This window comes from Nonomuraea sp. NPDC059007 (assembly GCF_042740555.1).
In the GTDB taxonomy this organism is placed as follows: domain Bacteria; phylum Actinomycetota; class Actinomycetes; order Streptosporangiales; family Streptosporangiaceae; genus Nonomuraea.
In genome coordinates, this window is the sequence record NZ_JBHYJD010000001.1 from 22,361 (window position 1) to 45,864 (window position 23,504).

Annotated in this window: 21 protein-coding genes; 5 read left to right on the top strand and 16 right to left on the bottom strand. The window is 73.8% G+C overall.

Annotation, left to right across the window (positions count from 1 at the left end; translation table 11 throughout):
* The first annotated feature begins 30 nt into the window (after window positions 1–30).
* Window positions 31–1,299 carry a hypothetical protein gene (locus ACFWY5_RS00125; RefSeq protein WP_379630107.1) on the top strand — a complete coding sequence of 423 codons (1,269 nt, stop codon included), beginning with the start codon at window positions 31–33 and terminating at the stop codon, window positions 1,297–1,299.
* On the opposite strand, the gene ACFWY5_RS00130 is transcribed toward ACFWY5_RS00125, so the two are convergent.
* Entirely contained in the window at window positions 1,274–2,950 is a 1,677-nt protein-coding gene (locus ACFWY5_RS00130) for a TfuA-like protein (RefSeq protein WP_379630108.1), read from the bottom strand. The two genes, ACFWY5_RS00125 and ACFWY5_RS00130, sit on opposite strands and share 26 nt — an antisense overlap.
* Complete coding sequence (locus tag ACFWY5_RS00135; protein WP_379630109.1) at window positions 2,938–4,068, bottom strand: YcaO-like family protein; 1,131 nt, start codon at window positions 4,066–4,068, stop codon at window positions 2,938–2,940. The genes ACFWY5_RS00130 and ACFWY5_RS00135 overlap by 13 nt, the downstream gene beginning before the upstream one ends.
* A 279-nt stretch (window positions 4,069–4,347) precedes the next feature.
* On the opposite strand from ACFWY5_RS00135, the gene speB reads away from it, so the two are divergent.
* Complete coding sequence (gene speB / locus ACFWY5_RS00140; protein ID WP_379610208.1) at window positions 4,348–5,187, top strand: agmatinase; 840 nt, start codon at window positions 4,348–4,350, stop codon at window positions 5,185–5,187.
* Here speB and ACFWY5_RS00145 read toward each other — a convergent pair.
* The 11 genes from ACFWY5_RS00145 to ACFWY5_RS00195 form a co-directional block, all read right to left on the bottom strand.
* Window positions 5,184–6,974, bottom strand: coding sequence for an ABC transporter ATP-binding protein (locus tag ACFWY5_RS00145; RefSeq protein ID WP_379610209.1), 1,791 nt, complete (start codon window positions 6,972–6,974; stop codon window positions 5,184–5,186). The two genes, speB and ACFWY5_RS00145, sit on opposite strands and share 4 nt — an antisense overlap.
* Entirely contained in the window at window positions 6,971–7,918 is a 948-nt protein-coding gene (locus ACFWY5_RS00150) for a phytanoyl-CoA dioxygenase family protein (RefSeq protein ID WP_379630110.1), read from the bottom strand. The genes ACFWY5_RS00145 and ACFWY5_RS00150 overlap by 4 nt, the downstream gene beginning before the upstream one ends.
* 28 nt (window positions 7,919–7,946) lie before the next feature.
* Complete coding sequence (locus ACFWY5_RS00155; RefSeq protein WP_379610211.1) at window positions 7,947–8,468, bottom strand: GNAT family N-acetyltransferase; 522 nt, start codon at window positions 8,466–8,468, stop codon at window positions 7,947–7,949.
* A gap of 20 nt (window positions 8,469–8,488) precedes the next feature.
* On the bottom strand, window positions 8,489–9,310 hold the full coding sequence (locus ACFWY5_RS00160; RefSeq protein WP_379610213.1) for a phytanoyl-CoA dioxygenase family protein: 822 nt from the start codon (window positions 9,308–9,310) through the stop codon (window positions 8,489–8,491).
* 73 nt (window positions 9,311–9,383) lie between these two features.
* Window positions 9,384–10,169 carry a PIG-L deacetylase family protein gene (locus tag ACFWY5_RS00165; protein WP_379630111.1) on the bottom strand — a complete coding sequence of 262 codons (786 nt, stop codon included), beginning with the start codon at window positions 10,167–10,169 and terminating at the stop codon, window positions 9,384–9,386.
* A complete protein-coding gene (locus ACFWY5_RS00170; protein ID WP_379630112.1) occupies window positions 10,166–11,350 on the bottom strand; it encodes a glycosyltransferase family 4 protein in 1,185 nt (394 codons plus the stop codon). The genes ACFWY5_RS00165 and ACFWY5_RS00170 overlap by 4 nt, the downstream gene beginning before the upstream one ends.
* On the bottom strand, window positions 11,350–12,480 hold the full coding sequence (locus ACFWY5_RS00175; protein WP_379630113.1) for an acyl-CoA dehydrogenase family protein: 1,131 nt from the start codon (window positions 12,478–12,480) through the stop codon (window positions 11,350–11,352). Before ACFWY5_RS00175 ends, ACFWY5_RS00170 begins: the two co-directional genes overlap by 1 nt.
* A complete protein-coding gene (locus tag ACFWY5_RS00180; protein WP_379630114.1) occupies window positions 12,477–12,716 on the bottom strand; it encodes an acyl carrier protein in 240 nt (79 codons plus the stop codon). The genes ACFWY5_RS00175 and ACFWY5_RS00180 overlap by 4 nt, the downstream gene beginning before the upstream one ends.
* 56 nt (window positions 12,717–12,772) lie before the next feature.
* Window positions 12,773–13,633, bottom strand: coding sequence for a hypothetical protein (locus ACFWY5_RS00185; protein ID WP_379630115.1), 861 nt, complete (start codon window positions 13,631–13,633; stop codon window positions 12,773–12,775).
* Complete coding sequence (locus ACFWY5_RS00190) at window positions 13,630–15,039, bottom strand: condensation domain-containing protein (RefSeq protein ID WP_379630116.1); 1,410 nt, start codon at window positions 15,037–15,039, stop codon at window positions 13,630–13,632. The genes ACFWY5_RS00185 and ACFWY5_RS00190 overlap by 4 nt, the downstream gene beginning before the upstream one ends.
* Window positions 15,039–16,052, bottom strand: a complete 1,014-nt coding sequence (locus ACFWY5_RS00195) for a streptomycin biosynthesis regulator (RefSeq protein WP_379630117.1) — start codon at window positions 16,050–16,052, stop codon at window positions 15,039–15,041. Before ACFWY5_RS00195 ends, ACFWY5_RS00190 begins: the two co-directional genes overlap by 1 nt.
* A 276-nt stretch (window positions 16,053–16,328) precedes the next feature.
* Here ACFWY5_RS00195 and ACFWY5_RS00200 point away from each other — a divergent pair, with 276 nt between their 5' ends.
* The 3 genes from ACFWY5_RS00200 to ACFWY5_RS00210 are packed head-to-tail and all read left to right on the top strand — an operon-like array spanning window position 16,329 to window position 20,752.
* Complete coding sequence (locus tag ACFWY5_RS00200; protein ID WP_379610221.1) at window positions 16,329–17,879, top strand: FAD-dependent oxidoreductase; 1,551 nt, start codon at window positions 16,329–16,331, stop codon at window positions 17,877–17,879.
* A gap of 15 nt (window positions 17,880–17,894) precedes the next feature.
* Window positions 17,895–19,139, top strand: a complete 1,245-nt coding sequence (locus ACFWY5_RS00205) for an aminotransferase class III-fold pyridoxal phosphate-dependent enzyme (protein ID WP_379610222.1) — start codon at window positions 17,895–17,897, stop codon at window positions 19,137–19,139.
* A 35-nt stretch (window positions 19,140–19,174) separates the two neighbouring features.
* Window positions 19,175–20,752, top strand: a complete 1,578-nt coding sequence (locus tag ACFWY5_RS00210) for a bis-aminopropyl spermidine synthase family protein (protein ID WP_379630118.1) — start codon at window positions 19,175–19,177, stop codon at window positions 20,750–20,752.
* 74 nt (window positions 20,753–20,826) lie between these two features.
* On the opposite strand, the gene ACFWY5_RS00215 is transcribed toward ACFWY5_RS00210, so the two are convergent.
* The 3 genes from ACFWY5_RS00215 to ACFWY5_RS00225 form a co-directional block, all read right to left on the bottom strand.
* Entirely contained in the window at window positions 20,827–21,609 is a 783-nt protein-coding gene (locus tag ACFWY5_RS00215; protein ID WP_379610225.1) for a hypothetical protein, read from the bottom strand.
* On the bottom strand, window positions 21,606–22,265 hold the full coding sequence (locus ACFWY5_RS00220) for a methyltransferase domain-containing protein (protein ID WP_379610227.1): 660 nt from the start codon (window positions 22,263–22,265) through the stop codon (window positions 21,606–21,608). Before ACFWY5_RS00220 ends, ACFWY5_RS00215 begins: the two co-directional genes overlap by 4 nt.
* A 98-nt stretch (window positions 22,266–22,363) precedes the next feature.
* Entirely contained in the window at window positions 22,364–23,479 is a 1,116-nt protein-coding gene (locus tag ACFWY5_RS00225) for a MerR family transcriptional regulator (RefSeq protein WP_379610228.1), read from the bottom strand.
* Between the last annotated feature and the right edge of the window lie 25 nt (window positions 23,480–23,504).

The following is a 23,504-nucleotide window of genomic DNA, read 5'->3' on the forward strand; positions in this document are numbered from 1 at the left end:
GTTCCGGTCAGTGCTCCGGGCAGGGTCGACGTGGCCGCGCTGGCGTTGTACCTGTCGCGCCCGTCGCTGGTGCTGGGGGTCTATCCCGGTTCTCCGCGGGAGGAGACCGGCTGGGACCAGCCAGGCTCGGCCGATGCGCGTGAGCTGGGCGGGCGGCTCGTGGAGGCGGTCCGCCGGGCCGTCGGGCCCCACCGGACGGTGGCCGTTCTGCACGACGGGAGCCTGGGCGCGACGGCGTTGCTGGCGGCGGCGGACACGGCCGGGAGGGAGGCGGGGGCCGAGGTGACCGTCGTGGTGGCCGACCATCCCGACCCCCGGGGCGCGAGCGTGGCGGTGCCGGCTCAGCAGGCCGTCGCGCTTCTCGGCGGGCGCCACCGGTTCCTTCTGGCCGAAGCCGACCGGCTGCCCGGCCCCAGGTTCCGGGGAAGCGAGCCGCGCGGCCGTACAGCGCGGAAGGAGGGTCGCGACGGGTGGAATCCCGTCGCGCCCGATCTCGCGCGGACCCCGCTGGTACGGGCGGCCGAGGCCAGGGCGGCGCAGCTCGGGGCGACGGTGGTCCTCACCCCGGACGGCGGCGAAGAGCTCCTGCAAGCCGGCCCCTCCGGCTTGCGGGATGTGCGGGCGGCGGGCCGCGGGCTGGCCGACCGGTGGCAGGCGGAGGGTGTCGCCGCGGCGCTCGCGGACGCCGCCGCCGTGCTGGGACGGGGCCCGGCGGCCCGGCGGCTGCGTGCCCGCCTCCATCTGGCGCAGGCGCCGTTCGCGCGGGTGCTGGGCGGGCCGCCGCGCGTGCTGGCGCCGGAACTGCGCGCCCACGTGGAGGCCTGGACGGCCGGGTGGGTCAGCCGGCTGGCCGAGGAGCTGGCCGGCGAGCGTGACCCGGTCCGCGCGTACGTGCGGGCCCGCATGGCGCGCTTCGCCGGCCCGTACCCGGCCGCGGTGGCCGCCGCGGCGCCGGTTCCGCGCGCGGCGCCGTTCCTCGATCCCGGCTTCTCCTCGTGGGCGCTGCGGCTGCCCCAGAGCGCCCGCTACGACGTCCGCGGGCCGACGCCCCACCTGCGACGCAACAGGTTGCTGACCTCGCTCGTCCCGCGGGCAGCCCACGACGCGCTCCCCACTGCGCCCCCTCCCCCGGCCACCGGCGCGATCCCCGGCGCGGCCGGCGAGTATCCGCTGTGCCGCCGGCTCGGGCTGCTGGCTCCGGAAGAGGAGGCGCCGGCGGACGTCAGGACCAGGCTGACGGTCCTGGAGGAGTGGCTGTCGGGGGCCGAGCGGGTCAGCCCAGGCCGAAACGGCGGTTGAACGCCTCGCCGAACGGGCTCACGAAGCGGCGCCGTACGGCTCCGCCCAGGGCGGACCGCAGCCGCATGCCGGGCGCGGGCCGGGTGCGCCCGGTGGTGGGCTGCCAGAAGAACGTCACCGACGACGTGGTGCCCGGCCCTTCGACGAGGTGCCCCCAATAAAGCGGGATGTAGAGCGCCTCACCCGCCCGTACGGTGCACCGCAGCGGCGAGCCCGGCCCCTCCGACACGGCGGAGAAGTCGATCCGGCTGAAGTTGAACCGGTAGGAGTACCACGGATGGAAGTTCAGGAACCGATGGTCCTCCGGCGGATACAGCAGCACGTCCTTGGCCCCGCTCACCTGGCACAGCAGGGCCTGTTCGCTGCTGTGGTAGTGCAGCGCGGTCACCGTGTCGCGGCCCAGGAAGAACGCCAGCCCCAGCTCCGGCGCCCCGTTCAGGCAGCCGGGAACCGACAGGTCCTCCGCCAGCTCCGGCAGCAGGTCCAGCAGCGGCGCCTGGGCGAGGTAGCAGCGCTCCGCCTCCCCGGGTGAGGTGAGGATGTCGAGGTAGCGGTCCATGCGCAGATAGGAGTGCACCCAGCTGCCGTAGTAGGACCCGGACGGGTAGAACTCGACGGGCACCCGCGTCGCTCCGACCCGCTCGCGGAAGTAGCCGGGGTTCCAGCGGTCCAGGGCCGGCCAGCCGTCCAGGGCGCCTTCGAGGAGGACCGGCCGGCGTGCCCGTTCGAGTTCTCGCACGTCACCGATGTCCGCGGCCCGGCGCCGGGGCACCTCGGCCGCGCGGATCGTCCTCCCGGCGGGCAAGCCGTTCCCCCACCTCTCGCTGTCACCGTTCACTGCCCCGGACTCCTTTCGCCTGTCACCGTGGGCCGCTCCCGACGGCGGGTGCCCGTCGCCCACGACGAGTTCCCCCCAGTTCTCCGTCTGCTCGAACGGCCACGCCGGCGTCGGGGGCGGGCCGGCTCCCGTCTCCAGCCACCGTCCCATCTCGGCCAGCAGCCGCTCGGCGTCGAGCCGCTTCTGGTCCAGCGCGCCGCCGGGCAGCCACGCGCGCAGCCGGTCGAGGCGCGCGGCGGCCTCGGATCCGGCCGCCTCGGCTTCTGCGGCGAGGAGCGCCAGCCAGTCCCGGTCGGGGTAGTACATGTCCTTCGCGCGTGCGGTCAGCGCCGCGGCGGCGTCCGCGTCGATGATCTCCTCCCGTACGGCCGCCGCCAGCGTCGCCCTGATGTTGACCATGGGTTCGGACATCGGGCGGTATCCACCCTGCGCCGGGGCGTGCAGCACCGCCACCTCGTCGTCGTCGGTCAGCAGGCCCAGGCGGTACTGCTCCGCCACCTCGCCCACCGGGATCATGCCGAACGCGGCCAGCTCGGCGGCCCGGAGCGCGCCCATGCTGGCCGCGCCGTACACCCTGATGCCGAGTGAGAGGGCGTAGAGGATCTCCTTGTGCCAGACGGCGGGGACGCGCTCGAAGTACCCGTCCACGATCCCGATGGCGGACGGGCGCTCGCGGGCCGCGCGGTAGACGCTGCCGAGCTCGGCGGGCGGGCGGTAGTCGGCGGGCAGGATGCGCGCGGCCTCCTCGACCGGCAGCGTGGGCCCCAGGAACACCACCGGCGGACGCCGCTCCGCGCCCCTCACTCTTCCCATGGCCGCCACCGCAGTCCGGGCACGACCGCCTTGACCACCGGCACGCCCAGATCGCCGATCGTCAGATCGACCACCACGGCCGAGGTCGCTCCGGTGGCCGCCAGCCTGGCCACCAGCCAGTCCAGGTCTTCGTTGGTCGTCGGGTGGTCGACGTCGGGCGCCTCGGCGTAGTCGCGCGCGGGCCGGTCGCCGGTCGCGTCGCCGACGGCGCGCCGCTGCTCGGGGTCGAAGTACCAGGTCTGCCGCTCGCGGCCGATGTCGTCGCGCGACCCCACGATCACCGTCGCCCTGGCCTGCGCCGCCTCGGTGAGGGCGCGCGACAGCGCGATGGCCCGGCGCGGATGGCAGCCGGAGCCCTGCGTCTGGGGCAGCGGGTGGTACCAGGGCGTGTCGGTCTCCACGGCCAGGCAGTTGAAGACGGGCGCCCCGATCTCCGAGGTCAGGTCCCAGATCAGCACGTCGATCCCGGCCCGGCGGAAACGTCCGAGCAGAGCCTGGCAGCCGCTGTCGGTGATCGACTCCGGCCGCACCATCCGCCGTGCGGCGAACATGTCGCCATCGTCCTGCGCGGCGACGATGGCGTCACGTTCGACGAGCTCGCACAGGGCGTGGACGGCGGCCTCGATGAGGCTGTTGCCGGAGGCCAGGCCGTTGGAGCCGTTCTGCACGGAGTGGTCGCCCGGCGCGATCGGCACCCGCCAGTCGCAGTGCACCGCCTCGTACGGCACCCAGACCGGCTCCCGGCTCATCAGGTCCCAGCCGTGGACCCAGCGCATCGCGCGGTCCGGGGCGTACCCGCTGCAGGGGCAGCGGACGAGGGTCATCGGGTCGAGTACGGCCTCGCCGCGGGCGGCCAGCGCGCGGAAGCTGTCGTAGCGGAGCGGGAGGTGGTGGGTCTCGGCGTGCCACAGTTCGAGCGACTCCATGATCGCGGAGACCTTCGCGGCCTCGGCGGTGACGCCCTTGCCCTGCGAGACGGTCAAGCTCCGCGAGGCGGGGCGGATCGCGCACCAGACCGGGATCCCGATCCGGTCCATTCCGGTCACGTTCGCGACGCGGGTGATTCCGGCGACGGCCATGGCGGGCGACACCCGTTCGAGGGTCGCGGCCGGGCTCACCGCTCGATCCGTGCCGTCGCGGTACTCCTTGCGGATCGGCCGCGCCCATTCGGCGGCCCAGCGGCCGGATAATTCCCTGACATAGGAATGAGAAATGAGTTTTCCCCCTATTGCCGCATCCCGGTGGACGGTGTTGTGCGCGCGATCTTTGATCTATGCTGCCGACCGATAACCAAAGAGACAAGTGTGCGATTGGGGATATGAGTGCCCACGCGGACGTTTCATGACATTCCCCCGTCAAATGACGGCAGGTTCGAGGGTCGTCCGAGTGACGTGGCCGTGCTGGGCATACCCGTCGACTCCGGCACCGGCGGACGGCCGGGCGCGCGCTTCGGCCCCGCGGCCATCCGCGACGCGTCCACGCTCATCTCCGGCAATCTCTACCACGTCGGCCTGGAGACCGAGATCTTCGAGCACCTGCGGATCGTCGACGTGGGCGACGTGCCCGTCACCCCCGGCCAGCACGACCGCAACCTGGACGCCGCCGAGAAGTGGGTGCGGGAGCTCATGTCCGTGACGGAGCAGGTGGTGGTGCTCGGCGGCGACCACTCGGTACTGCTGCCGGTCCTGCGTGCCGTGGCCGCCAAGCACGGCCCGGTGAGCTTCGTGCACTGGGACGCGCACGCCGACACCTGGGACGGCGGCCCGGAACGCCTGCTCACCCACGCCACGGCGGTCCGGCGCGTCATCGAGGAAGGCCTGACCAACCAGGTGTTCCAGATCGGGCTGCGCGGCTACGGCCCGTCCAGGGAGACCTTCGCCTGGGCCGGGGAGAACGGCGTCGAGCACTGGACCATGATGGACGTGGAGGAGACCGGGCTCACGGACATCATCCAGCAGGTGATCTCCACCATCACCGGCAAGGTCTACATCTCCATCGACATCGACGTGCTCGACCCCTCCTACGCGCCCGGCACCGGCACCCCCGAGCCCGGCGGCCTGACCAGCAGGGAACTGCTCGCCGGCATCCGTGACCTGGTGCTCAACACCGACGTCGCCGGCATGGACGTCGTGGAGGTCGCGCCGCCGTACGACCACGCCGACGTCACCGCGCTGGTGGCCAACCGCTGCGTGCTGGAGTTCCTGGCCGGTACGGCCCGCCGCCGGGCCGCCGGCTAGCCGGACCGGTCGGCGTACTCGGCGCACAGCCGCGCGTAACTGCCGCCGAGGGAGAGCAGTTCCTCGTGCGAGCCGTGCTCGACCAGGACCCCGTCGTCCAGCACGAGCACGCGGTCCGCGGTCTGCGCCGTCTCCAGCCGATGGGTGATCAGCAGGACGGTCCGCCTGCCGCGCTCGGCGCGCAGCCGCTGGATCAGGGCGGCCTCGGCCTGGACGTCGAGCGCCGCGGTGGGCTCGTCCAGCACCCAGACGGGCGCGTCGCGGTAGAGGACCCGCGCCAGTGCCAGGCGTTGCCACTGGCCGCCGGACAGGTCGCGGGCGCCGGGGAACATCCGGCCGACCAGGTTGTCGGCTCCGTGCGGCAGCCGCGCGACGAGCCCGTCCAGGCCGCCGGCCCGCAGCGCGAAGTCGAGCCGGTCCTGGTCGAGCGGCCGGTCCGCCCGTCCGAGACGGACTGATTCGGCCACCGTGAACTCGTAGCGCCCGTACTCCTGGTAGAGCACGCCGATCAGCTCCCGCAGCCGGTCCTGGTCGAGCTCCGCCAGGTCGGCCCCGTCGATCAGGATGCGCCCGCTGACGGGGCCGAGCAGCCCGAGCAGGAGCTTGACGAGCGTGGACTTGCCCGCCCCGTTGCGTCCCACCAGCACCGTGAACTCACCGGGCCGGAGCGTGAACGACACCTCGCGCACCACCGGCGGCCCGCCCGCGTAGGCGTAGCCGACGCCCTGGAACTCGACCGCCGGCACGTGCTCCACGACCGCGGGCGCGGCCTCGGACGGCCGATCAGCGGGCAGGGCCGGGCCGTACGCCAGCGCGACGAAGTCGGTGAGGTAGGCGGCGTGCTCCTCGATGTCGACCGCGATGGTGAACAGGTCCACCGTGCTGGCCACGAGGGTGTTGAAGGCGGTGAAGACCAGGAACAGCTCGGCCACCGTCAGCGCCCCCGACCGCGCCTGACCGGCGGCGAGGTAGTAGGCCACGACCAGGCAGACGGCGCTCAGCACCCCCGCGACCAGCCCGCGCGCCACGCTGTGGCGGCTGGCCGCGACGACGGCCCGCAGCGCGCGCCGGCTGACGTCGTCGTGCATCCGCGTGAACGGCGCGGCCAGCCCGTAGCTGCGCACGTCCTTGGCCAGGTCGTAGCGGACGAGCAACTCGGTGAGGTAGTCGCGGCGGCGCTCCAGTTCGGTGGTGCCCCGGCGCGCGAGATAGATGGCCCTGGCCTCAAGCCGCCGCTGCACCAGCAGCGGCACGCCCGCCAGCAGGGCCAGGCCGATGAGCCGGACGTCCAGGACGGCCAGCACGCCCACCATGCCGGCCAGCGAGACGATCTGGCCGCAGAACTCGATGAGGATCCCGGCGATGGCGGCCGGTCGCCAGGTCACTCCGTCATGTGCCCGCGCGACCGCGTCGTACCAGGCGGGATCGTCGAAGCGCTCCAGCGGCGCGAAGCCCGTGACCCGCAGCAGACGTTGCTCGGCGGTGATGCCGACCAGCTCGGTCAGCTCCTCACGGCGCACGGACATCAGGGCGCCGAGCGCCACCCGCGCGGCGGTCAGCCCGCCGAGCACCAGGATCCACGTCGTCGCCCGGCCGTCCTGGCCCTGCGAGAACGCCTCGACGATCTCGCGCACGATGAGCAGGAGAGCCGCGGGCAACGTGGACACGACCGTGGACAGCAGCAGAACGAGGACCAGGAGCCTGGGTGAGGCCTCGAAGCAGAGCCGGATCGCCACCCTGGCCGCGCCGGCCCCGCCCTCTTTCCCGGGCCGGCGGGTCGACGTCACCTCCGACCGGACTCCACGTCGAGCAACCGGGAGGCCGGGTGCGGAAGGAGCTCGTGCCAGCTCTCCTGCCGGTCGGGCAGCAGGAACTCCACCTGCCGGACCCGCAGCGGCACCCGCAGCCAGCGCCGCTGGTCCCAGCCGGTCGCCAGTTCCTCCCAGCCCGGCACGCGCGGGTAGTGGTGCGGGCGCAGCGAGGCGAGGCAGACCGCCTCGCGCGCGGACTGGTAGCGGTACTCCACGGCACCGCGCAGGTACGGCGAGCGGTTCTCGTCCACCGCCCGGGTCGCCAGCGCGTGCATCACGACCACGTCGCCGGGCCCCAGGTCGGGGGCCCGCCACCAGTCACCCTCGCCCGGCCCGACCTCGGCTTCGACCCCTCCGGTGTCCAGCACGGTCAGCGGCCGCACCCCGGGCACGGTGCGCTCCCTCAGCACGCGCAGCGTGCCACCGTCGGCCGGGAACGGGGTGAACGGCACCCAGGCGGTCAGCACGTCCGGGGTGCCCTGGACATAGGTGTGCTCCTGGTGCGGCGGCACCCAGAAGCCGGGATGCACGAGGCTGACCTGGCGCCGCGTGTGGTTCAGCAAATGCTTGCCGAGGATGGCCCGCATCACCCCGACGACCTCCGGCGCGTGCGCGAGTTCGTGCATCAGCTCGACCCGCTGCAGGTCCTGGTACATGCGCCACCAGCGGGGGCTGCCGTCGCGGCGGTTGGCCGCCGGGCGCGGCTCGGTGTCGTCGCCGTCCTCGGCCAGCCACTCGTGGCGGTAAAGCACCCCGGTGAACCGGGCGCGCAGCTCGGCCAGCCGCGTCCGCGGCAGGAGGCCCCTGAACAGGAGCATGCCGTGCTCCCGCAGGCGCCGCCGCAGCGCGCCGGGATCGCCGGCGATCGGGGTGGAGTCCTCGGCGACCACCGTGACGCCGTCGTTCTGCAGGCTCATCATGCTCCCCAGGCGTTTCGCGGATGAATGCTCACTCGTAGTGGTTGAACACCACGGCGTCCTGCAGCCACGCGCTCCGCGCCCGCCAGAACGCCATGCCGTCCTTCCAGGTCGGGTTGACCTCGGCACGGAACATCCGCGCCCGGCGCCGGCGAAACTCCGCGATCGCCGCCTCGACGAGCGCGGACCCGATGCCGCGGCGCCTGCTCTCCTGCCGGACGTAGAACTCGCGGACGGAGCCGATGCGGAAGTCGTTGACGGACTGGGTGTGGATCTCCCCGCTCAGGAATCCCTCCAGCTCGTGCCCGGTGCCGGCCACCAGGCAGAACGACAGCTCGTCGGTGAGCGCGGCCCGCAGCAGATCCCTGGTGCCCTCAAGCGGGTCGCGGGTGAACGCCTCCACCTCCGTCACCTCGGGCCGCGCCGGAACGGCCACGCCGGGCCCCCAGCGATCGTAGGAGAGCAGGGGCACATGCTCACCGGCGTTCAGGCCCCACAGCACCAGCACCTCTTCGACGTCCCGCTCGGTGATCGGACGGACCTCGTACGGCACATGCCCTCCCTGAGTGGTGCTCACTCCGCCCCGCCTTCCGACAGGGCGCCGACCGGGTGACCGACGTACTCGGCGGCCACCTCGACGGCCAGCGCCTCCACCTCGCCGCGTACCTCCGCTTCCAGCAGGACCGACGGCTCGGCGCGCAGCCAGGACGCGGCCAGCAGCAGCCACAACATCGGGCGGGCCGTGCCGGTCGTGTTCGTGGTGCCCCGGTGCCACAAGCGCACGTCGCGCACCAGCACGTCTCCGGCCCGCATCGCGACGCGCTCGGGTGGTCGTGCCCGCCGCCGTTCCTCCAGGAGTTCCTCGCGTACGCACAGCGAGCCGGGACGGTAGACGTCCTGGGAGGCCAGTTCGTGAGTGCCCGGCCAGACCTCGATGCTGCCGTTGTCCGCGCCGGTGTCCACCAGGGCGATGTTGACGGCCAGCATGAACGGCGGGTGCGCGGCCACGCTCCGCGGCCACAGCGGCTCCCAGTCGGCGTGGACCGGCTGCGGCCGGGAGCCGGGCAGCACGGTGTGCCCGTGGTAGCTGAGCACGCGGGGCTCGGCCAGCGGCTCGCGGCACAGGGCGAGGACGGCCGGATGGCCGAGGAACGCCGCCACGTGCCCGTCGCCGCCGCCGGGTGGCCGGTGCCGCATGTGGCCGTCGTCGTAGGCCCTGAGCACGTCGTGGTGGTCCACCAGCACAGGGACCTCCGCGAGCATGCGCGCACCGACCTCGCGGGCCATGCCGGCCAGGCCCGTACCGGTGAGCAGCACCGCGCCGTCGGCGGCGAGGGCCCCGGCCGCGGCGGGCAGCCACGCGGCCTGGCCGGGCGAGACGTCGAAGGACCGCACGGACGGGGACGGTGCCATAGGACCTCCGGCTCCGGAGTCGGGCAGGATGTTATCAACGGGCTTGGCGGACATGTCAATGATCTCCATCGGGGGGCGGGGCGGCGTCCCAGTGTCGTTCGGCCGGGCTGTCCCCGCCGGCCGCGCGGGCGTGTGCGAGCAACAGGTCCGGCCAGTCGTCGTCCCAGAGCATGGGGTGCTGTGACCGGTACGCGGCGGCGGCCTCGATCTTGCGCCGCCAGTCGTCGCCCGTCAGGGGCTCGACGGCCGCCGGGCGGTGAGCGGGTTGTTCGAGCGCGTAGGGAAGGTCCTCGTACCAGCGGGCCCGCGGCCCGTCCGCGACGTCCCGCAGGGCCGCCGCGCAGCCTTGTGCCGTCAGCACGTGGTCGAGGTGACCGCCCACCGCCGCGGGCGCGTGCACCTCGTCCGGAGCCAGCCGGGAGATCCATTCGCCCAGCTCGGCGGCGACGGCCTTCACCAGCGTGAGGTCGTCCGGCCCCGGCGGCGAGAACAGGTCGTCGCCCACGGCGCAGCGGGGCGACCCGCCGGGGCCGCGCCGGTACAGCGCCTCCAGGAAGTCCAGGTGGACCGGCTCGGCGCCCAGGACCGCGCAGGCCCGCCGGTCCTCTTCACGGCGCAGCCGCATGCCGTCGGCGGCCGTGCCGCCGATCGCGGGGCAGGCCTTACGCCACCAGCCGTGGTACTGCCCGGCGAACGGCGGCATCGGATCGCCCGCGCACCCGGCGAACACCGTCACCACCACGACCCGCGCTCCTCGGGCGTTCAGCGCGGCGATCGTGCCGCCACGCGACAGCACGGCGTCGTCGAGATGCGCCGACACGACGAGCACCGTGCGGCTCACCGGACCACTCCCGCCAGCCGCGACCGCAGCAGGCGGTAGCGGCTCTCCCAGGTCAGCTCGCGCCCGCGGCCCAGCGCCCGCCGCCTCAGCTCGGCCCGCAGGCCCGGCTCGCGGACCAGGCGCCCGAGTTGCCGGGCGAGGTCGCCGGGCCGCCGGTAGTCGAAGTAGCGCACCGCGTCCCGCCCCACCTCCGGCACTCCCCCGCGCGCGCTCGCCAGGCAGGCCAGGCCGCTGGCCAGGCCCTCGGTCAGGACGAGAGGGCTGGCGTCCTCACACAGCGAGGGCACGCACAGCACGTCGGCCTCGCGGTACACCTGTCCGATGACGGCGCGGTCCACGAACGGCGAGAACTCCACCCGGTCACCCAGCAAGGAGGCGCGGTGCTTCACCTGCCGCTCGTAGCGGTCCGGCGCCGAGGACGCGTGCAGTTCCGCGTTGCCCACGATCCGCAGCCGGAATCGGGCGCCGGCGCGGGCCAGCTCCACGCAGGCGTTGATCAGCGCCATCGGCCCCTTCTCCGGGGCGAGCCGGCCGGTGAAGAGCACGACAGGCGCCTCCCCGTCCGGCCGCGGGCCGGGGTGGAACCTGGCCGGGTCGTGCCCGTTGTGCACCACCGCGACGGCCGACAGCGGCAGGCCGGTCCCGTCGAGGAAGCGCTCGGCCACGAACCGGCTCACGCACACCACCAAGTCCGCCTCGGCCACCACACGCGCCCGCTCGGCCGCCGGGAACGAACGGAACATGTCGGCGTGCAGGTACAGGCACACCCGCGCCCGCGGTCGCGTCCGCCGCAGCTCAGGGACGGCGGCGACCGCGTTGTGCAGCACGACCGGTCCGTCGAAGCCGGCCGGCAGCGCCTCCAGCGCCGGCCGGAAGAACCTGGCGTAGTGGGCGCGGCGCTCGCCCCGCCCGGCCGACGCGTCGTCCTCCCGCCGCTCGTGCTCCTCCAGCGTCTCGCCGGGGCTGTGGTAGGCCAGCAGCCGCGCCTCCCGCGCCGTGTGCTCCTCGCCGCGGTCGGCGACGATCACCGTGGCGCCGCCGTGCCTGGTGTGCTCGCGCGTGAGCTCGGCGGCGACCGTGCCGAGCGACCCGCCGCTGGCCGGCGAGTAGGCCTCGCCGGGCGGGAGCACGTGGGCCCAGGTCTCGCCGGGCGGGAGCACATGGGACCGGGTCTCGCCCATCAGCGCTCCCTGGCCACGAGGGCGAGCTGGGAGCTGATGGCCACCAGGCGCTCGTTGTTGATCATCAGGGGCGCGGACAGCAGGTCGCGCAGGAGCCGGGCCACGGAGAAGGGGCCCTCCTCGGAGTAGCCGGCCATACCGCACGCCCGCATGGCCGCCAGCGCGACGTCCACCGCGACCTGCGACACGGCCAGCTTGAGCGCGTTGACCCGGAGCGTGAAGGCGACGGTCGGCTCCGCCGTCCCGGTCATGACGTCCTGCGTGTCCCTGGCCGCGGCGTCGAGTTGCGCCTCCAGGCCCGCCAGCCGCCAGCGCGTCTCGGCCAGGCTCGCGCTCGGCGGCCCCGCGGCCTCCCCGCGTGCCCTCGCGTGGCGCACGGCCCGGTCGGCGGCCTCGGCGGCCAGGCCGTACCAGACCCCGGACCACAGCACGTGGGACAGCGGGGTCATGACCCGGGCGACGAGGTCGCCGAACGGCACCGCCAGGATCCGCCACTCCTCGAACTCGGCGCGGACCCGCAGCGCCGGGCTGCACGTGCCGCGCATGCCGAGGGGATTCCAGCCGCCCAGGACCTCCAGGCGCGTACGCGCGGAGTCGGCGAGCACCGCGACCTGGTCACTGGGCGGTGAGCCGGGGCCCCGGCGGGCGCTGACGAGCAGGGCGTCGGCCTCGACGCCGTACGAGACGGTGGTGGCGCGCTTGTCCAGGCGGGCGCCGGCGCCGTCGCGCTCGACCGCGCAGGAGCTGGTGCGCAGCGCGCCGCCGATGCCCGCCTCGCTGGTCGCGGAGGCGATGAGGAGCTGGTCGCGTACCACCCTGGTCACGGCTTCGCGCAGCTCCGGCGCTTGTTCGCCGGCCAGCAGGCAGGCGAGCTGCACCTGGTGCATCGCCCAGATCATGGCGGTGGCGCCGCAGCCGCGCGCCAGGGCCGCGGCCATGCCGGCGAGCGCGGGCACGTCCGCGCCGAGACCCCCGCGCTCCACCGGGGCCGCGGCGGCGAGCAGGCCGTGCGCGCGCAGGGCCGACAGCGCCTCCTTGGGAAAGCGCGCGTCCCTGTCGACCGCCGCCGCGTGCTCGGCCAGCACCCCATCGGCCAGCTCCCGGCAGGTCCGCCGCGGATCTCCGGTCATGGGCGGTCTTCCCCGTGCGTCAGGCCCATGACCGCGTCCGTGATCACGGCCAGCGACCGGAAGGTCGCCCGGGTGAGCATCTCGTCGGGGAACTCGACGCGGAACTCGTCCTCCACCGCGACCATGACGCCCACCATGGCGAGCGACTCCATCCCCAGCTCCCACAGGTCGGCCCCGGCGTCGGCGGACTCGATGACGCCGGGCAGCAGGTCCTTCCTGACCAGCAGGTCGCGCACGCGGCGCTCCACGTGAGTTCGCTCGTCACCGTGTACGGCTCTCGCAGGCACCGCGTTCATCCTCTCGGTCCGGTCTGCACAACAGTCGCGAAGGACACCCCGGCCGGGCGGCCGGCGTCGAGTCCCACGGGCCCCATCTCCCCGGAGATGCGGGCGAGGACGGCGCCGGTGGAGCTCAGCACGCCCCACTCGGCGGGGTCGAGCAGCCCCCAGCGCAGCATCGCCCCCACGATCAGCGGGTCGTGCGGCACCCACACCCCGTCGTTCTCGATCTCCGCCCAGTAGTGCAGGACGGAGAACGGCGGCGAGATGATCACGCCCTGGGCGAGGCGGATCGGCAGGCCGCGGCGGCGCCCCTCCCGCACCAGGAAGAGCGAGCCGCCCGTGCAGTCCGCGATGCCGGTGCGCCCGACGAAGTCCGGGTCGAGCCCGACCGTCATGGGCAGGCGCACGAACCGGACGCGGCCGAACTCCTCCAGCAGTTCGGCGGCGGGCGGCTCCGGCTTGGGCCAGGTGGCGGGCAGGTCGAAGTGAGCGACGGCCGAGCCTTCCGGGCACGGGGCCCATCCGGTCGGCAGCAGGACGTGGAAGTCGCAGGCCCGGTCCTCGCCTGGTTCGTGCGCGCACTCCGGCACATACTCGATCTCGGCGCGCGTGGCCGTACCGGCGCGCAGGCCTTTCGCCCATGAGGGCGGGCCGAACGTCCACAGGGAACGCACGCCCAGGTCGAGTGAGACGTTGAGCAGGTCGAAGTGGTCGAAGCCGTCCGGGCCGCCGAGCCCGGCGGCGACCATGGCCCGCAGGACGTCGGGGGGCAGGCCGTATTCTTGCTCGGCCGAGCTCCACGGCACCTCCGGGTTGCGGGCCTCGTCCGGGATCAGCCGCAGCGACCGCAGCGTCCCGCCGGGCACGCTCACGCCGTCGCCTCCGCTCGGGGCGGGGCGATGCCGGTCAGCGCGCCCACCTCGTCCGGGCGGACCTCGCCGAACGCCGACTCGACCAGCAGCCGCTCGATGCCGAGCAGCACGTCCCGCAGGGCGCCTGCGTCCAGGTAGCGGGCGTCGGCGTGCAGGGTCAGCCGCAGCATCTCGGGGGTGTCCTCGGCGTACAGCGCGAACTTCTCCTGCTCCACCGCGGGCTCCGGCCGGATGAGGCTGTCGCGCAGCGCGTGCCGCACGGCCGCCTCGTCGGCGGAGCCGATCAGCCGCCGGTCCGGGCGGGTCTCCTCGCGCATGTCGTTGAACACGCACGACAGGTCGAGCGGTACGCCGCGTTCCTCCTCCGTCGACCGGATGATCCGGCGCAGCTCCCGCTTGTCGTACAGGCTGTTGCGGTAGGCGCGCAGCGAGGCCGTCCAGGCCCGGGTGACGACGTCGCCGAAACTCGCCCCGCGCAGGTCCAGCGTGACGAGCGCGCCCTGGATCATGCAGGCGACGGCGCGCCGTTCCGGCTCCCGGGTGCGGTTGGCGCAGATGAGCTGGACGGCGCAGACCGGCATCCCGGTGTACGCGCCGAGCACCAGCCCCGTGGCCCCGAGCAGGATCGCCGTCCCGCTGACGTCGTGACGCTTCGCCTGGAGGTTCAGCGCGAGATCGGCGGCCCTGGAGAAGAGGACCGCCGCGTGGTAGGAGGGCGGGCCGGGCGCCGCGGCCGCGGGGAACATCGTGGGCGGCACCGTGGCCAGCCTGGCGCGCCAGTGGTCCAGCGCGCCCGCGAGCCGCCGGGCGCCCTCGCCGGAGCGTTCGTGGCGGGCCTGCTCCAGCGGCTGCCGGGCGGCGGGCCGCGGGGGCCGGTCCAGGCCTTTGGCCCTGGCCTCGATCATCGTGGCGAGGTCGGCGACGAGGTTGCGTACCCCGGTGCCGTCGGCGGCCGTGTGCGCGACGCTCAGCAGGACGGCCAGCGGCTCGCCGGCGCGGTGGAACACCGTGGGGCGTAACGGCAGCTCAGCGGACAGGTCCCACGGCAACCGCTCCACCACCTGGCGGCGTCCGGCCAGCGCCGCCCACAACCCCTCGCCGTCGGCGCCGAGGTCGGCCAGGTCCACCGGCAGCCGGCCCGCGCCGGTCACCGTCTGCGTCAGCCGGCCGCCGGCGTCCTCGGTCAGGAAGGTGCGGAGCGACTCGTGCCGGCACATCAGCGCGCCCAGCTCGTCCAGCACGTCCTCGACGGTGAGCCCGGACGGTATCTCCACCTCGCCGGACGGGTTGAAGAACGCCTCGCTCGGGTCCTTGCCGGTGATGTCCAGCCACATGGACACCTGCCCGCAGGTGGCGGGTCCCGATCCGGTGCTCTGCCCGGTGAACTCGGCCGATCGTCGTTCCACTACTGCCCCCTTGCCTGCGAGCGGGAGTGCGGCGGGCCCTCCGCCTGGTCATCGAGGCGTTCCCGTACGTCATGGGCGAAGTCGATCCAGATCTCCGCGCATTGCAGCGCCAGGTCGGCCACGATGGGAGCCAGGTGCGAGGGGACCGCGTCGAGCAGGTTCGGCTGCATGTCCTTGGCCGTCACGTGGATGTGCATCCAGCGGAGCAGGTGCCTGCCCGCCTCGGAAAGCCGTAGCGACGGGTCGCGCTGAATGGACTGCAGCCGCATGACCACATCGGTGGTCCGGTGCTCCGGGCGGCGGCGTTTGGTGGTGTTCGCGGTGCCGGGGGCGTCGGCGTGCCGTTCCGCGGTCTGTGCCGCCAGGGGGTCCTCACCACGCCGGATCCGCTGGCGTACGGCGTGCGCGGTGCCGACCGAGACCGCCGCGTCCTGCGCGATCTTCCGCAGGGAGGCGTCGGGGTTGGCGGCGATCACGAGGGCCGCGCGCACCCGGCCCTCCTCGGCGTTCAGCGGGCGGCGGCGGCCGTCCTTGCCGACGCGGGCGTTCAACTGTGGGAAATCCACGGTCGAGCACCGGCGCAGTCCGCTCACCGTTTTCGCCGACAGCCCCGTGACCTCGGCGATCGACCGGTCGGACATGCCGGGGTGGGATTCGATGATGCGTAGCGCCGCCGCGCGCCGGTCCTGCAGCGACAGCGGCAGGCCGTGGGTGGCGTTGGCCCGTACCGCCGCCAGGAAGACCGCTTCCTCGCCGCCCTCGAAGAAGCGCGCGTCGATCATCTGCCGGCCGTTGAGTATGGCGGCGCCGAGCCGGTGCATCCCGTCGATGACGCGCATGGTCTCGCGGTGCACGAGGATGGGCGGGAGCTCGGTCTCGACGGCGGCCAGCCGGCGGACGTGTTCCTCGTCCACGCCGAGCAGGCGTGGCGAGTCTCCCCTTTTCAGAAGCTTGATATGCAGCGCGTATACCTGGCGCGTGTCGTCGTTGTCGCGTTCCGATTCAACTCCCACGTTACTCCCGGTGTGTGAGACGGCCACCGGTGCTAGCCCACGACGGTGTGGACGACGGCTTGCGAGGGCCATATAAGAGCACACAAGATCGCACTCAGTCCATAACCCCCACTGCGGTCGATCCGTTTCCCGGAAATTCCCGGATATTGCTCCATATTTGAACTACCGCAATCTGTCAGCAATTGTGACGCATGGTAATAATGGGCTGTTTGACGTGATCGCCGGGTTCGTTGCTAACCTGTGACCCTTGCGAAGATCACGCACTCCGGGGGGCGGGTGAGCGCTGTGCGGGACGCCTCGGCCGTCTATCGCTCGGCCGACGTGTGCGTCATCGGCAGCGGTCCCGGCGGGGCCGTCACGGCTCACCTACTGGCCCGGCGCGGCCTGCGGGTGCTGCTGCTGGAAGAGGGCGACAGGGTCGGCCCCGGCGCGACGCTCGAAGCCCTCGAACCCGGATGGGAGCCCGCGCTCGCCCGGCTCGGACGACGCCGGCCGGCCCTCGTCGGGCGCCCGTGGTCCGCGCGGGCCCTGGGTGGCGGGATGGGCCTGTTCGCCGGCATCGGATTCCGGCTGCGGCACGTCGACTTCGACGCCCGCGAGCACGTCGCCGCCGACGCCCTCGATCCCCGCTGGCCCATCGCGTACGCCGACCTGCGCGAGCACTACGACGAGATGGAACGCCTGCTCGGCGTGGCCAGGACCCGCGGCGCCGACCCACTCGAACCCGACGGCGCGCCCGCCTCGCTGCCGCCGCACGCCTACAGCCCGCCCGGCCGCCTGCTCGCCGGCGCCGGCCGCCACCTGGGCCTGCGCCCCTTTCCGACGCCCCTGCTCATCAACTCGGCCGAGTACCGCGGCCGCCCCGCCTGCCATCGCTGCGGGCCCTGCAACGAACACGCCTGCCCCACCGGCGCGAAGGCGGACGTGGTCGCCACCCTCCTGGACCCGGCCGTCGAGGAGGGCTCGCTCGTGGTGGCGACGGGGAGCAGGGCGCTGCGCGTGCGCGCCTCCGCCTGCGACCGGGTGAGCGCGGTCGAATGGCTCGACCAGCGCGCCGAGGTCCGGCACACGACCCGGGCGAGGTGCGTGGTGCTGGCCGCGAACGCCGTGCAGTCCTCGGCCCTTCTCCTGCGCTCGCCCTCACGCTGGTCCCCGGCCGGCCTCGGCAATCGCCACGACGTCGTGGGACGCGGTCTCTGCTTCAAGGTCAGCGGGTACGCGGCCGGCACCGTCGCCACACCCACCCGGAGCGCCCACAACGCCGGCGGGCCGTTCTCGACCGTGTCCTTCTCCGACCACTACCTCGACGACGCCTGCCCGAAAGGCCTGGGCGGCATCCTGTACGAGGCCAGCCCCGCCGAACGCGCCCCCCGCGACGGAAAGCTGCCGCTGCGCGTGCACTACCTCGCCGCCGACCAGCCCATGTGGCGCAATCGCGTACGCCTGTCCAAAAAGAAGAACGGACTCGGCGCACCACAGCTGATGATGGAATACGCGACACATCCCTTGGACGCGGCACGGCTGCGCTACCTCGCGGAAAAGGCGAAGAAACTCCTCGCGCAGGCGGGCGCCGCCGATATCCGGCTCGAAGCATCCGGATACGAACGCGGCAGCCGCCATCTGCACGGCGGATGCCGGGCGGGCGACGACCCCAGGACCTCCGTGGTCGACGCCGACGGCAGGATCCACGACCAGGAAAACGTCTACGTGGTGGACGGCGGGTTCTTCCCCTATCCCGGCGGGGTGAATCCGACCTTCACCATCCTGGCGAACGCCTCCCGGATCGCCCGGCGGATCGCCCGGGACCTCGCGACGGCCACCATCTGATTCGAGGGAGAACCCATGGCCAGAACGACTGCCACGTCCATCGCCCAGGACGGGCGGGCGAGCGCGCTGGCCTCGCCCGGCCCGGGACCGGCCTTCGAGCGCGCCTCCGGCACGCGAGTGTGGGACACGCGGGGCCGCTGCCACGTGGACCTGTCGTCGTGCAGCGGCGCCGCGCCGCTCGGCGCCGGGTACCGGCCGGTGGTGGACGCGGCGGTCGCGGAGATGCACCGCGGGGGCATCCTGCCGGAGGCGACCTCACCGCTGCGCGAGGAGGTGGCCCGCCGGATCGTCGAGATCTTCCCGTGCGCGCGGGCCGTCGAGTTCTTCAGGACCGGGTCCTGCGCGACGACCGCCGCCGTCCGCCTGGCGCGGCTGCACACCGGCGCCCGTACCGTGCTCACCTCCGGCTACCACGGATGGCACGACTGGCAGTTGCAGTACCGCCCCGCGATGGGGCTGGCCGACCGCGACCCCGACACCGCGGACTTCGGCTACGACCTCGACCTGCTCGAACGGCTGGCGCGCGGGCGCGGCGACCTGGCCGCGGTGATCGTGACACCCGAGGTGAACGTCTTCCCGCCCGCGTTCGCCCGCGAGGTCGAGCGCATCGCCCGCGCCCACGGCGGCCTGGTCATCGTGGACGAGGTCATGACCGGCTTCCGCTACGCCTGGGGCGGCTACCACGCCGCGGCGGGGCTGACCCCCGACCTGATCACGCTGAGCAAGGGCCTGGCCAACGGGTTCGCGCTCTCGGCCGTCGCCGGGGATTCCGCGGTCATGGCGGCGGCCCGCCGTACACACCTGGGCAACACCTACCAGAGGGAGACCACGCCCTTCGCCGCGGCGCTGGCGACGCTCGACGCGAGTGCCGGCGGGGTCGTGGTCGAGGCGATGCGGGCGGCGGGCGAGCGGCTCATGCGTGGGCTGGACGGCCTGTTCGACGAGGCGGCCGTGGCGGCGTGGGCGCGTGCCCGGCCGACCATGTTCGACGTCGTCTTCGCCGATCCGGACCTGGGACGGCGCTTCTTCGCCTCGCTGCGGGACAGCGGCTACCCGATGGCGTACGGCCAGCGGTTCATGCCCTCGGCGGCGCTGACGGACGACGACATCTCCGGCTTCCTGAACGCGGCCGCCCGCGCGCTGCCCCGCGCCGGGACAGGGGCACGTGGAGACGGAACGGAGGCGGCGGTCCGCTACGCCGGCGAGCACTTCGCCGCCACCCGCGAGACGGTCGAGCGCTGGTGGCGCTCCGCGGCTTGATCGCGGATACCCGCGACCCCCGTTAGGGTTCCGCTGTGGACGAGGAGCAGAACGTACGCGACCTGGCGGCGGCGACCGGCCTGGACCCGAGACGCGCCGGCGAGGTGCTGACCGTGCTGGGCGACGGCTCGTGGTGGGCACTTCCCGATCTGGTGCGGCGGACGGCCGTCTCCAGGCGCTCGATCGAGGCCATGCTCCGCGAGGTGAGCCCGGAACGCTCCGGCGACCGCTACCGCCTGTCCCCCGATCGGGTGCGCGACCTGCTCGGCGCCGGTCACCCTCCCGTCAGCGCCGCCGGGCCCGTCGATCATCTCCTGCCCGGCCACGCGGACCTGGTGGAGCGGATGGGGAAGCTGATCGCGGGGGCGCCGCGGGCACGGCAGTCGCTCGACCACGTCTCGGCCACCCCGGAGACCGTGGTGCGGCGGGCGCTGCTGCTCGGGGCACGATCCTGGCCGCCCGGGGCGCGCGTGCTGTGCGTCGGCGACCACGACCTGACCTCGCTCGCCATCGCCTCCCTCTACCCCGAGGTGGACATCGCGGTGGCCGACATCGACGAGCGCATCCTGGCCTACATCGACCGGTGCGCGGCCGACCTCGGCCTGTCGGTGCGTACGCGGTGGGCCGACCTGCGGCTGAGCCTGCCGTCCTCTCTCCACGGGTACGCCGACGTGACCGTGACGGACCCGCCCTACACCCCGGAGGGCATCGGCCTGTTCGTCGCCCGGTGCGTGGAGGGGCTCAGGGATCCGGAGCAGGGGCGGGTGATGCTGGCGTACGGGGCCAGCGAGCGCACGCCGATGCTCGCCCTGAAGGTGCAGACGTCCCTGCACGACCTCAACCTTGCCTACGAGGCCATGTATCCCGACCTCAATCGCTATTTCGGGGCGGAAGCCATCGGGTCGGCCGCCGACCTCTACATCCTGCGGCCCACCACGAAGACCAAGCCGGCCGTGGCCGCCCGGGTGGAGCGGTTCGCCGCAGCCATCTACACGCACGGGCCGCAGTCGGTGGAGAGCAAGGCCGGCGCGGGGGACGAGCGCTTGCTCAAGCAGGCCGCCGGCTTCGCCCCGGAGCTGCTGGTGGGCGACTGGCCCGCCGGCTTCCTGCCGCAGACGCCGCGGGTGCGCCTGGCGACCTGGCTGGCCAAGCCGTACGCCGCCGCGCCGGAGCGGGTGGCCGTCGCCGTACCCGCCGGCCTGGAGACGGCGCTGCCCCGCCTGCTGCTCGCGGCCAGGGCGGGCCACGTCCGCGCCTTCCCCGCCGAGCCCCCGGGCGACGTGACGGAGACCGCCGCGTTGCTGTCGCCGGTCTACACGATCACCGTCCAGGACACCGCCATCGACGCGGTACGGCGTCCGCCCGCCGATGACCCCGCCGAGCTCCTGCTGCGCCGGCTCCTTGACCGGGCCCACGGCAAGCTCATCAACACCTGGCGGGAAGGGCTGATCCGGGCGCATGACGGGCTGACCAAGCGGCAGGCCCGCGACCTGGTCCTGCGGATCGCTCCCTGGGCCGACGAGGTCACCGCGCTTGAGCTCCCGCTCCACCGTCTGGCGGAGCTGGGCGAGGCTGTCCGCACGACACTGCGCGAGGCGGCCGAGACGACCTGACCAAGCCCCGGCGCACGGCCTCGGCGCACGGCCTCGGCGCGCGCGGCCTCGGCGCGCGCGGCTACGGCGCGCGGCTACGGCGTCAGGGCGGCGGCCACCCCGGCGGGCCAGTGCTCCGGATCGGGGCCGTGGGCGTGCCGCAGGGCCAGCAGCAGCCGCTCCAGGCCGACGCCGACGCAGGCGGTGTGGGCGGGCGCACCGCCGGCGGCCCGGATGCCGAACGCCGCCCCGAAGTGCTCCTTGTGGTAGTTCACCGACACCACCGCCTGACGGACGCCTCCGGCGACGTCGGCCGTGAGCTCCCACTTGAGCCCGTCGGCCTGCTGCGCGGCGGCGAGCAGCTTACCCGTCCGTCCCCAGAACGGGTCGTTGGCCGGGCGGGCCTCCGGCCGCACGCCCACGGCCTCCAGCCAGCGCGTGAGCCGGTCGAGGCGGTCATCGCGCCAGGTCAGGCACTGCTCGGGTGTCCCCAGCCGGACCGTCTCGTACATGCGGAAGGATCTGAGGCGGCCGGGCTCCGTCGTGGCCTCCTGGCGGAAGCAGTCGGCGACCACGCTCAGCTCCTCCGGGCCGGCGAGGGTGCGGCCCTCGTAGCGCGGATACACGTGGTGGCAGGCCGCCGGGGTCAGCACCAGGTCCGTGGCGGCGCCGTTCTGGCTGACCGCGGCGAGCAGATGCGGGAAGGACGCGGCGTAGCCCGCCCGCTCCGCCACCGCGGCGGCGAGGACGGGCGGCGCCCGCAGGTGACGAGCCCGCTCCCCCGCGCACAACCGCCGCAGGGCGCGCACCAGGGTCGCGAGCAGGTCGTCGTCGGCCCCGTCGATGACGATCGCCCCGGGCGCCGGTTCCGCGCTCACGGACCGGCCAGCGCGGTGCCGCAGACCACGATGGGGAACTCCGCGCCGCCTCCGTCCTCTTCCGGCGGGCCGCTCTCCTCGGCGGCCAGGCCGTACAGGAAGGCCGTGGCGCTGCGCAGCCCGCCGTAACCGCGGCACTGGACGGAACCGGGCCCGAACACCTCCGACAGCAGGTCGCGCAGGCCCGCCGGGGTGAACCTCCACCGGTCGGCCATGAGGGCGTCGTCCACCGGGTCGGTGCGGCTGATCCCCGGCACCGTCACCAGCAGGCTGCCTCCGGGTACCAGGCTGCGCCGCACGTTGACCAGCGCCGCGCGGGGGTCCCGTACGTACTGGAGGGTCTGGACGAGCAGGACGCAGCGGTAACGCGCGGCGGGCAGGGACTCGTGCCCGGCCAGGTCGGCGATGAGCGTCGCGTCCTCGTTGTCCGGGTCGATGTCCACGACGTCGGTCCGCGCCGTGTCGCCCGCGAACCGCCGGGCGTAGACGTTCTCCCCGACCTCCAGGAGCGGTGGTTCGATCAGGTGGGCGGCGGCCGTCAGGAAGGCGTCGATGTGGCGGCGGTCGATGGGCGTGCCACGGTCGTAGCCGAAGCAGTCGCTGAAGGGTTCTGCCCGGTCCAGAACTCCCCACGACGGCGGCCCGAGGTCACCCATCCCGTACTCCCCTCGGTCGCGATCACGCGGGGAGCAGCATCGCACCCGCCCCCGAAACCGGGCAAGAACCACGTGAGCGGCACACGCGCCGGGACGGTTCAGGCCACGAGCAGGCGGAGGCCGAGATCCGCCGCGTCGAGGCCGGCGAAGTCGCCGTTGCGCTCGTCCCACCGGCCCGAGTCGAGGTCCTCGCCGAGGCTGCGCACCGCCCGCCGCTCGACCCGCGGCCCGACCTTCGTCCACACCGACATCGCGCGCCGCACACGATCCTCCAGGTACGCGCCCGGCCGGCGCCAGTACGCCTCGAAAAGGCCGTCGGCGCAGTCCCACGGGATGGGCACCGGCTCGGCGCGGGCGCCGATCGCGCCGGCCATCGCGGCCAGCGAGGGAAACTCCGCGAGCACGCCGGCGAACTCCGGCAGGTAGTCGCGGGTCAGCCAGAACCGGTCCTGCCATCCCGGCTCGTCGGTGTCGAAGGTGAGCACCACCACGCGACGGGCCACGCGCCGCATCTCGCGCAACCCCGCCATCGGGTCACCCCAGTGGTGAACGGTGGAGACGGCCATCGCGGCGTCGAAGGACCGGTCCTCGAACGGCAGGTTCTCCGCGGCGGCGTCCACGCACGGCGCCGACCCGGCGGGCCGCTGCGCCCGCATGACCGCCGACGGCTCCGCCGCGGTCACGTCGCGATCGGCGGGCTCGTAGGAGCCGGTGCCTGCCCCGACGTTCAGCACCGTCCGCGCGTCTCCGAGCGCGTCCCAGATCTGCGCGGCGATGCGCGGGTCGGTCCGCCGCGTCGCGGTGTAGGCGCCGCCGATCGTGTCGTACAGCCGTGCGCCGAGCACCTCCAGTTGTTCCTCCGGTGTCACCTTCAGCCCCTTCGCCCGTGCCTCGAGTTCCCTGTCGATGGCGGCCACCATGGCGCCGGCGCGATCGCGCCGCTCCAGCAGCAGGCCGCGCAGCCGGCGCAGGTGCGCGACCGCGTCGGTGGACGGGTCGCCGACCAGTTCCGCGACCTCCCGCAGCCCGAAGCCCAGCCGCCGGTAGGCCAGCACCTCCCGCAGCCGCTCCACGTCGCCCGCCGAATAGGCCCGGTACCCGGCCGAGGTCCGCGCCGACGGCCGGACGAGCCCGATCTCGTCATAGTGATGCAGCGTGCGGACGCTCACGCCGGCCAGCCCGGCCACGTGCCCCACGGTCCAGTGATCCTCCATGGCGTCGACTATGCCGCCTCACGCC